Source organism: Sphingopyxis sp., from assembly GCF_036402335.1.
Taxonomy (GTDB): Bacteria; Pseudomonadota; Alphaproteobacteria; order Sphingomonadales; family Sphingomonadaceae; genus Sphingopyxis.
Genome location: NZ_DASWTD010000591.1, coordinates 1 through 9,751, shown reverse-complemented (window position 1 = coordinate 9,751; position 9,751 = coordinate 1). Strand labels below are relative to the sequence as shown.

At 66.3% G+C, this 9,751-nt stretch carries 7 protein-coding genes and 1 pseudogene; 1 reads left to right on the top strand and 7 read right to left on the bottom strand.

Translation table 11 applies throughout. The annotated features are described in order from the left end of the window. The 7 genes and pseudogenes from VGD20_RS19225 to hisS all read right to left on the bottom strand — a co-directional run. Window positions 1-437: pseudogene (locus tag VGD20_RS19225) on the bottom strand (hypothetical protein); the annotation flags it as partial. A gap of 44 nt (window positions 438-481) precedes the next feature. Then, a complete protein-coding gene (locus VGD20_RS19220) occupies window positions 482-2,086 on the bottom strand; it encodes a hypothetical protein (RefSeq protein ID WP_331135982.1) in 1,605 nt (534 codons plus the stop codon). An 11-nt stretch (window positions 2,087-2,097) separates the two neighbouring features. Next, window positions 2,098-3,483, bottom strand: coding sequence for a DUF4139 domain-containing protein (locus VGD20_RS19215; protein WP_331135981.1), 1,386 nt, complete (start codon window positions 3,481-3,483; stop codon window positions 2,098-2,100). Between the two features lie 78 nt (window positions 3,484-3,561). After that, complete coding sequence (locus tag VGD20_RS19210; RefSeq protein WP_331135983.1) at window positions 3,562-4,404, bottom strand: DUF4167 domain-containing protein; 843 nt, start codon at window positions 4,402-4,404, stop codon at window positions 3,562-3,564. 274 nt (window positions 4,405-4,678) lie between these two features. Beyond that, on the bottom strand, window positions 4,679-5,503 hold the full coding sequence (prmC, locus tag VGD20_RS19205; protein ID WP_331135980.1) for a peptide chain release factor N(5)-glutamine methyltransferase: 825 nt from the start codon (window positions 5,501-5,503) through the stop codon (window positions 4,679-4,681). 101 nt (window positions 5,504-5,604) lie between these two features. Further along, window positions 5,605-6,672: a peptide chain release factor 1 gene (prfA, locus tag VGD20_RS19200; RefSeq protein ID WP_331135979.1), complete on the bottom strand. Its 1,068-nt coding sequence runs from the start codon at window positions 6,670-6,672 to the stop codon at window positions 5,605-5,607. Then, on the bottom strand, window positions 6,672-7,919 hold the full coding sequence (gene hisS, locus VGD20_RS19195; protein ID WP_331135978.1) for a histidine--tRNA ligase: 1,248 nt from the start codon (window positions 7,917-7,919) through the stop codon (window positions 6,672-6,674). The genes prfA and hisS overlap by 1 nt, the downstream gene beginning before the upstream one ends. 93 nt (window positions 7,920-8,012) lie before the next feature. Here hisS and VGD20_RS19190 point away from each other — a divergent pair. Further along, window positions 8,013-9,751 (top strand): peptidase M61 (locus VGD20_RS19190; protein ID WP_331135977.1); only part of this gene is annotated, 1,739 nt, incomplete at its 3' end.

The window sequence follows — 9,751 nt, the reverse complement described above, 5'->3', positions numbered from 1 at the left end:
GTCTTCACCAGCACCCCGCCATTGGGGCCCGCCTGGATGATCGCATCCTGTCGCCGCGGCTTGCCCGTCGCAGGGTCGGTGCGCTGCAGCGTGACGCGGCGCTTCAGATAGGCGTCGACCAGTCCCGCGGGCGACAGCAGTCGCGCATCACGATTCTTTTCGATGACGCCGTCCGGAAGCCCGCCGACCACGGCGGTTTCCGGGAGCAGTCCTTCCGCCACGCCCTCGAATCGCACGACCGCGGTTCCCGCCGGCAAGGCGATGGTGCGTGTCTCGCCGATGAAAGCGAAGCCTTCGGGCCAGTCGGGGTCGATTCCGCCCGACGACCGGTCAGGCGCGCGATAGACAGTGACTGCAACATCGTCGATCGCGACCGACCGCACCACCGGCGGCGAATCGCTCGCGTGCGCGGGATTCGCAGCACCGATCAGTGCCAGCGCGCCAAGCCCCCAGGCCAACGGTACGCGGCTTGCGCTCGCGATCACCCGTTTTTCAGCTTCTGCCGAAAGCTCTGGATTACGCTGTCGTTCGCGGGCACGCGGACACGCCATACCCAACTCGAGCCGCGGCGCTCCCAATCCGTCGGCTCCGGATCGAGCGCGAAGGGGATCAGCATCTCGACCTCGGCGTCGAACGGCCGCGAATTGGTGAGCGTGACCTCCCACGTCTGAAATTCGCCCTTGGCGTCGCGATCCTTGACCAGCGCGCGAACCTGCACCGCCGGGCTCTGCCCGATGTCATAGTCGACGCGCTCGTCCTTCGCCTTGTCGCCGATCGGCGCTTCGCCGACGAGCAGGCGCCGGCCGCCGACAGTCTCGAATACAGCCGCGGTGCCGGCGGGCAGCGCAAGGCCGAGCCCGTCCGCTTCGCGGTTCTGGACGCGCAGCCGCATCACCAGCGGCTGCGGCGAGCCGTTGTCGTACAAGGTGCCGGCGTAAAGCTGTTCAACGGCAACCTTGTCCTTCGCGAGCAGCGCGACCTGTTTCTGTCCCTTTGCCGACACATCGACGCGGAAAGGGATGCGATAGAATTTGAGGTCGCCCAGATCCTCGGCGGGCGGCGGCGGGGGTGCCGGCGGAGGCGGGGGCGGCGGTGGAGGCGGCGCCATGGCATAGGCGCGCCGCTCCAGACGGCTCCCCGTCACAACCACTTCCTCGGCTGCATCCATTCCGAACTCCTGCTCGATCTCGATGATCGGCGGCAGTTCCCACAAAGGATGCGTGCTTGTGATATCCATCGGCCAGCATCGGAGCACGAGCGGGCCCGGGGTGCTGCGGGGCAGCGGCGGGCTGTACATCTTGTTCAGCCGGCCCGCGATGACGTTGAGCTGCGCGCCCGGGAAACTCGTGACCCCGCCGTTCGCGACGGTGATCCAGCCGGTCATGCCCAGCGTCTTTCCGTCGGCGCCGCGGTCGGCGACATAATTGGCGGCCCAGTCGAACCCCTCGGCCAGATAGAGCAGCTGGATTTTCACTGTCCGCGCCGCCTTGCTTTCGACGAGCACCGACAAGGTCGGCTTTGCCGAGAGGTCCTTGGGGACGCGGGGATAGAGCATCCGTTCGGGAAGCCCCGAACAGGCGAGCGCCTCGACCCCGCCCGCGGTCTCGACGATCACGCCGCCGGTCGGCCCCGACTGGATCACCGCCTCCTGCTCGACGACCTTGCCGGTCGCGAGGCTGGTTCGCCGCAAGGTGACGCTGCGCTTCAGATACGCGTCGACCAGCCCCGCGGGCGACAGCAGCCGCGCATCGCGATTCTTTTCGATCACGCCGTCGGGCAATCCGCTGACCACCGCAGTTTCGGGGAGCAGCCCTTCGGCGACGCCCTCGAATCGCAAGACCGACGTCCCGGCTGGCAGGGTGACGGTGCGCGTTTCGGTGATGAAGGCGAAGCCTTGCGGCCAGTTCGGGTTGATCGGCCCGCCGCCACGACCTGGCGCGCGATAGACCGTGACCGCGGCATCGGCGATCCTTGCCGAAACGACAATCGGCGTTTCAGGCTGCGATTCGGCCTGCGCAAACAGCGGCGTTGGCGCAACCAGCACCGCCAGCGCCAATATGGGGGTCGGCAGGGGCCAGGCCCGCATCGTGCGGTCCCTCAGTAACGCGTGTCGAATGTGGCGGTCAGCTCGACCTTGCCGTTGGCGGGCACCGGCACCTGCCACTCGACGCGGTCGGCCGATACGCGCTCGCCCTTCAGGCTTTCGTCGGTGATACGCACGTCACCATAGAGCCCGTCCTGCGCCACTAGCACGGTCACCGGTCCCGGGCGCGCGTTGGTGACGAGATATTTCATCTTGGTCACCCAGCGCGAATCGCCCTTGCGCGTGCGCGAGACGACGGTCGTCTGAACCTTGACGTCGAAGGCGTCGCCGGTGCGCAACGACATCGCCGATCCCATTGGCGTGTGGCCGATATTATTCTCGCCGATAAACTGCGGGTCGCCGCGCGCGTCGCGCATATAGACGCGAATCGTCCCCGCGGGCAGCTGGTCGCCGAGGCCGCCCTGCCGCGAGGTCGAGAAGCGCAGCACGCTCGCGGTGCTCACGGGGTCGGTGCTGCTGCCCATCCAGCGGTTGACGAATTCATAGGTCGATTGCGCGGGAGCGCCCTTCACGTCGAGGAAGCTCACCTGCTTCTGCTGCGCGTTGGCGATCGTCGTGCGCTCTGCCAGCGGATAGAGATAATAGTCGCCGAGCCGTTCGCGATTGTTGCTTTCGGTCCCCGCCGAATCCATCGCGCCCGTCATCTGGCTGAAACCGCCGCCGCCGCCGGGGCTGCCCGCGACGAGCAGGGTGCGTGCATTGCTGAATGTCGTCCCGGTGCTGTTGGTCAGCGTCACCCAGCCCTGGATATCCATGGCGCCCTTCGCCGCGTCGAAGAGCGCGACATAGTCCGCGGTCCAGCCGAGATTGGGGGTCAGATAGGAAAGGCGCGCCGGAACGGTCCCACCGCTGGCGGCATCGACCGTCACCGACAGCGTCGGGCGCGCGCGCAGATTCGGCGGCAGGCGGTCGAACACCGCGCGTACCGGCAGGCCGTCGTCGCGCAGCACCTCGATCCGTTCGCCGATCTGGAGCACGATGCCGCCATTGGCGGCGAGCACTTTCGCCCGCTCGGTGCGCTCGGCACCGGTCGCGGGATTGGTCCGGACGAGCGTGATCGACTGGCCGACCGCCTTGTCCATCAACTTGTCGGGGGTGAGCAGGTCGAAATCGAAATTCTGTTCGACGATGCCGATGCCGGGTCCCGACAGCGTCACCGTTTCGGGGCGGATACGCGCCGACACGTCGGGAAATTCAATGCGGTTGCGCCCGGCGGTGACACTGAGCTGGCGGTCGTCCTGCACCAGCGACTGGCCATTGTTATAGATGGTGACGGCAACGTCGCCCTGCGCGTTACCGGTCGCGGCGTCCTGCGCAAAAAGGGCGGTCGACGTGCCGCCGACGAGCAGCGGCAAACAGGCTAGGGCCAACACGCGCATAAAAAACCTCCCTGCAGGATATGTCCCGCGGGGAGGCTATGTCATGCGAATCGGAAAAACCAGCGTGAAATCGCTGACTTATTCAGCCGCTTCGACATCCGTGCTGCGCGTCGCCAGCGTACGGCGCGTGCGGCGCGGCTTGGCGGCGGGGGTTTCGTCCGCGGCATCGCTTTCGGTGTTGCGTTCGGGACGACCGATCGCGGGCGGAAGGACCGCCGTGTCGATCCCCGCATCGCCGTTGTCGACGCTGTCGTCCTGGCGCGGGCGGCGAGCCGGGCGACGCGCCGGACGCGGGGCGCGCTCCTCCTCGACCGCTTCTTCACGCACGGGCGGCGTGGAGGTCTCGCTGCGATCGCTGCGATCGGCCTGCGCCTCCGTTTCGTCCCGATTGCGGGCAGGGCGAGCGCGGGCCGGCTGGCGGTTGCCGCGGCTGTCGTTGTCGCGGTCGCCACGCGCATCGCGATTTTCGCGGTTATCGCGCTGGCCACGGTCGCTGCGCTCGCCTCGATCGTTACGGTCGTCGCCGCTGTCGCTGTCGTCGCGGTCGGTGTCGACATCATTGTCGGTGTCGTCATGGCCGTCGAAATCCTCGACGCCGCGGATCTCGCGCTGGCGGTCGGGGCGCTCCTGCCCGTTTTGGGCGTTCTTTTCGTCCTGCCGGGCGCGGAAGTCGCTCACGACGCGGAAATAATGATCGGCGAACTGAAGATAATATTCGGTCTGGACCCGATCGCCGGCAAGCTGCGCGTCGCGCGCGAGGTTGCGATACTTCTCGATCATCTGGGCGCCGTTGCCGCGGGCGCGGCTGTCGATGCGGTTGGCCTGGTCGACCCCGCCGCGTCCGCCCGATTGCGGCCGGTTGTTATTGTTGTTGCTGTTGTTGTTGCGGCCGCGACGGCGACCGCTCTGCCGGTTGTTCATGTTCAACTGAGACATCCTGTCGAAAAGCTAATAAGCTATGCCAACCCCTTATGGCCGACCGCGCCTGTTTGCGCGTCGTGCCCGCGCTCCTTGCGCGGTCCTTGCCCTCTACCGCTTGCCCGAAACCCCACGGCTTCGTGCCAGCATCGTAATTGGGAAGCAGACCTGCCAGACCAGTATCGATGCCATGCATCGCCAAAGGGACCCTGATCAGGCCTGTGCCGGCGCCCTACCGCGCTTTGCAGCGGAAACCAAGCAAATTATTAAGGGGAGGTCAGGGGCGGGTCAGCAAAAGCGCCCTGTCGCGGCTCCCCAGATCCCGCCGGCACTGCACGGCAAAGCCCGCCGTTTCGGCCAGCGACGTCACCAATATGCGCTGTGTTGCGCCGATTTCAAGAATAGCTATGCCGCGAGGCGCCAAAAGCCGCGCCAGTTCGGGAATGATCCGCCGGTAATCGTCGAGGCCGTCGGCGCCGGCAAAAAGCGCGCCCGCGGGTTCATGCGCGGCGACATCGCGCATCAACGCCTCGCTGTCGGCGATATAGGGCGGGTTGCAGAGGATGAGGTCGAACTGGCCATCGAGGCCCGCGGTCCAGTCGCCGAGCAACAGCTCGGCCCGGTTCCCCAGCCCCAGAGCCAACGCATTCTCATTGGCATAATCGAGCGCAATATTGCTCGCGTCGACGCCCAAGCCGGTGGCGGCCGGCCACTCGCTCAACGCGGCAAACAGAAGTGTGCCGGGTCCGGTTCCGAGATCGAGGATGCGTTCGGGACCCGCCGGACCGAAATACGCCACCGCCGCCTCGATCAGCGTTTCGCTGTCGGGCCGCGGGATCAGGACACCGGGGCCAACCCCGATACGGATCGTCCAGAAATCGCGGTAGCCGACGATATAGGCGACGGGCTCGTGCTCGATCCGTCGTTCGATCAGCGCGGCAAAGCCGGCGGGTACAGCAAAGCGCGCGGGATCGAGCAACACCGCCTGCCGCTCGACGCCGAGTGCGTGCGCCATCAGCAGTTCGGCATCGAGGCGCGGCGTGTCCGAAACACCGGCAAGACGCTGCGCCGCGTCGCGCAGCGCGGCGGCGACGCTACCCACATCCCGTTCCGTTCGTGTCGAGCGAAGTCGAGACACCCATCGAGACAGCGCCATGCCGAGGGGCATCTCGACTTCGCTCGATGCGAACGGGTGTGGGTGTCCTAATCACCCAGCCCCGCCAGCCGCTGCGCCTGATCCTCGGCGATCAGCGCGTCGATCAGTTCGTCCATCGCGCCCTCGATGATTTCGGGCAGGCGGTGGAGCGTCAGGTTGATACGGTGGTCGGTCACACGCCCCTGCGGGAAATTATAGGTGCGGATGCGCTCGGAACGGTCGCCCGACCCGACCATCGACTTGCGCGCCGACGCTTCGGCGCTGTGGATCTTCTCGCGTTCCAGATCATAGAGGCGCGCGCGCAGCACCAGCATCGCCTTGGCGCGGTTCTTGTGCTGGCTGCGCTGGTCCTGCTGGATCACGACGAGGCCCGACGGGATATGCGTGATGCGGATCGCCGAATCGGTCGTATTGACGTGCTGACCGCCCGCGCCCGACGCGCGGTAGATATCGATCTTGAGGTCGCTGTCATTGATCGCGACATCGACTTCCTCGGCCTCGGGCAGCACCGCCACGGTCGCGGCGCTCGTGTGGATGCGTCCCTGGCTTTCGGTCGCAGGGACGCGCTGGACGCGGTGGACGCCGCTTTCGAACTTCAGCTTGGCGAACACGCCCTGCCCCGTCACCGACGCGACGACTTCCTTGTACCCGCCCATTTCGGCTTCGTTCGCCGAGATGATTTCGACCTTCCAGCCCTGCCCGTCGGCATAGCGGCTGTACATGCGCAGCAGGTCGCCCGCGAACAGCGCCGCCTCGTCGCCGCCGGTGCCGGCGCGGATTTCGAGCATCGCAGCGCGTTCGTCGGCGACGTCTTTGGGCAACAATTTGATGGCGAGATCATGTTCTGCGGTGGGCAAAGCCTCCTCGACCGCAGCGATCTCCTCGGCCGCCATCGCCTTCATCTCAGGGTCGGCGAGCATTTCGGTCAGCGACGCGAGTTCGCCGCGCAGCCGCACGACCTCGCGCGCCGCCGTCGCGACGGGTTCGAGTTCGGCAAACTCCTTCGACGCCGCGACAAAATCGGCAGGCGCCATATCGCCCGTCGCCATGCGCGCCTGCAGCGCGGCGTGACGCTCGATGATGGCGTCGATCTGTTTTTCTGAAACGGAGGTCATCAGAGCGCGCGGACGATCGCCTCGGCCGCTTTCGCGCGATCGCTGTCGCCGCGGACATTGATGTGCGGCGCGCCATCGCGCAGGCCGACCGAGATCAGCGCATGCGCCGGGATTTTGGCGGCCTTGTCGAAGCGCTTGCGCGGCGAGCCGCTCGCGACGATCTCGGTCGCGAAACCGCCGTTACGCAGCGCCGCAAGCGCCTGCATCGCGGACGCGAGCTGGCTGTCGTCCTCGACCGCGATCACTGCATCGAGCCGGTTGTCGATGACGTCGTCCGCAAGCAGCATCGCCAGCCGCTCGATCCCGCCGGCCCAGCCGACCGCCGGGGTCGGCGGTCCGCCGAGATTTTCGATCAGCCCGTCATAGCGCCCGCCGCCAATCACCGTGCCTTGCGCACCGAGGCGGTCGGTGACGAATTCGAATGCAGTGTGGCGATAATAGTCGAGCCCGCGCACCAGCCGCGCGTTACGATCCCATGCGACGCCCGCGGCGTCGAGCCCCGCGGTGACGGCACCGAAGAAGTCCTGCGCTTCGCTCGTGAGGAACGCGTCGATATCGGGAGCGCTGTCAGCGACCGGGCGATCCTTGGGATCCTTGCTGTCGAGTATGCGCAGCGGATTCTTGTCGAGGCGCGCGAGGCTGTCTTCGGACAGGTCGCCGCGGTGCGCTTCGAAATGCTCGACGAGCGCCGCGCGCCACGCGTCGCGACTCGCTGCGTCGCCGAGTGTGTTGAGCGTCAGCGTCACGCCTTCCGATATGCCCAGCTCTTTCAGGAGCTGGTCGGCGAAGACGAGCAGTTCGGCATCGGCAAGCGGGCTGTCGCTGCCGATCACCTCGGCGTCGAGCTGGTGGAACTGGCGATAGCGCCCCTTCTGCGGGCGCTCGTAGCGGAAGAGCGGCCCGTGCGTCGCCACTTTAAGCGGGGCGAACTGCTGCCAGCCGCCCGTGATATAGGCGCGCGCGATCCCCGCGGTGAATTCGGGGCGCAGCGTGATCGATTCGCCGCCGCGATCCTCGAACGAATACATCTCCTTCGACACGACGTCGGTCGTCTCGCCCAGCGAACGCGCGAACACTGCGGTGGGTTCGATTACCGGCACCTCGATCCGCTTGTAGCCATAGAGGCGGCGCACGCGTTCGAACATGCCCACGACATGCGCGAAGCGGTCAGCGAAATCGCCGAGCATGTCCTGCGTGCCACGCACGGCCTGCGGCGTCGGGATTTTGGCGGATTTGTCCTTGCTCATGGCCGCGGCGTCTAATGGGTTTTGGTCGAAAGGCAAAGAGCGCTTGCAGAGCCTCCGCTGGACCTCGCGGCGATTCGGGGGCAGAGAACGGCCATGAAAAAAGCACTGTTCGTCGCACCCGCTCTCATCGCCCTCGTCGCCCCCGCCGCTTTGGCCCAGGATGGCAACAGCCGGCCGCAGCCGGTCGTCCAGCCGCTGACGATTCCGCTGCCCGCCGACAAGCCCTATCCCGGAACGATGCTGTTGAAAGTCGATGCGACCGACGTCGCGCGCGGGATTTTCCACGTCCGCCAGACGATCCCCGTCGCGAGGGCGGGCAAGCTGACCTTGCTCTATCCCGAATGGCTGCCCGGCAAGCACGCCCCGCGCGGCGCGATCGCCGAGGTCGCCGGCTTCAAGGCGAGCGCCGGGGGCAAGCCGCTGACCTGGACGCGCCAGCCCACCGATGTCTATGCCTTCGACATCGACGTGCCCGCGGGCACGAAGAGCATCGACATCGTTTTCGATTTCCTGTCGCCGACGCGCACGAGCGAAGGCCGCGTCGTCGTGACCCCGGCGATGATGAACCTGCAGTGGGAGCAGGTCAGCCTGTATCCGGCGGGCTATTTCACGCGCCAGATACCCGTCCAGCTCGACGTCACGCTGCCCGAAGGCTGGCTGGGATCGGCCGCGCTCGACGGGCTCAGGATTTCGGGCAACCGCTACAGCTACGGTACGACGAGTTACGAGAATCTCGTCGACAGTCCGATGTTCGCGGGCAAATATTTCCGCCAATGGGCGCTCGGCAACGGCGTGACGCTCAACGTGGTCGCCGACGAAGCCAAATATCTCGAAGCCAGCCCCGATCATATCGCGCGCCATGCGGCGCTGGTATCGGAAGCGGTCGCCCTGTTCGGGGTCCACCACTACGACCGCTATGATTTCCTGCTCGCGCTGAGCGACGAACTCGGCGGCATCGGGCTCGAGCATCACCGGTCGAGCGAAAATAGCCGCAATCCCGACTATTTCACCAAGTGGAACGACAATGACAGCGAGCGCGGGTTGCTGCCGCACGAGTTCGTCCACAGCTGGAACGGCAAGTATCGCCGTCCCGACAAGATGTGGACGCCCGATTACCGTACGCCGATGCAGGACAATCTACTGTGGGTTTACGAAGGCCAGACAAGTTTCTGGGACCTCGTCCTCGCAGGGCGCTCGGGGATGCAGTCGAAGGAGATGGTGCTCGCCGAATGGGCGACCAACGCCGGCAATTACAGCGCGCAGCCCGGCCGCCAGTGGCGCTCGGTCGAGGATACGACGCTCGACCCGATCATCGCGGCGCGCAAACCCAAGCCTTTTCCGAGCTGGTCGCGGAGCGAGGATTATTACAACGAAGGCTCGCTCGTGTGGCTCGAAGCCGACATGCTGATCCGCGGCGCGACGAACAATGCCAAGAGCCTCGACGATTTTGCGCGCGCCTTCTTCGGCGGGCGCGAGGGCGACTGGGGGCAGGACACCTATAATTTCGACGATGTCGTCGCGGCGTTGAATGCGGTGCACCCTTATGACTGGGCGGGCTTCCTGCGCGAACGGCTGCAGACGCCGGGACAGGCGGCGCCGACGGGGGGAATCGAGCGCGCGGGGTACCGGCTCATCTGGCGCGATACGCCGAACATCTATGACCGCGACCGCATGGCGCAGGCGAAGAACGCCGACCTCACCCATTCGCTGGGGATGACGGTCGACAAGGATGGCATCGCCGGGGCGATCCTGTGGGACGGCCCGGCCTTCAAGGCCGACATCGTCAACGGCACGAAAATCGTGGCGGTCGAGGGCGTGAGCTATAGCCGGGA

What these genes read in the sequence shown, in the direction of transcription:
- VGD20_RS19220 (WP_331135982.1), bottom strand. Translation starts at nt 2,086, where the DNA reads ATGCGGGCCTGGCCCCTGCCGACCCCCATATTGGCGCTGGCGGTGCTG.
- VGD20_RS19215 (WP_331135981.1), bottom strand. Translation starts at nt 3,483, where the DNA reads ATGCGCGTGTTGGCCCTAGCCTGTTTGCCGCTGCTCGTCGGCGGCACG.
- VGD20_RS19210 (WP_331135983.1), bottom strand. Translation starts at nt 4,404, where the DNA reads ATGAACAACCGGCAGAGCGGTCGCCGTCGCGGCCGCAACAACAACAGC.
- prfA (WP_331135979.1), bottom strand. Translation starts at nt 6,672, where the DNA reads ATGACCTCCGTTTCAGAAAAACAGATCGACGCCATCATCGAGCGTCAC.
- hisS (WP_331135978.1), bottom strand. Translation starts at nt 7,919, where the DNA reads ATGAGCAAGGACAAATCCGCCAAAATCCCGACGCCGCAGGCCGTGCGT.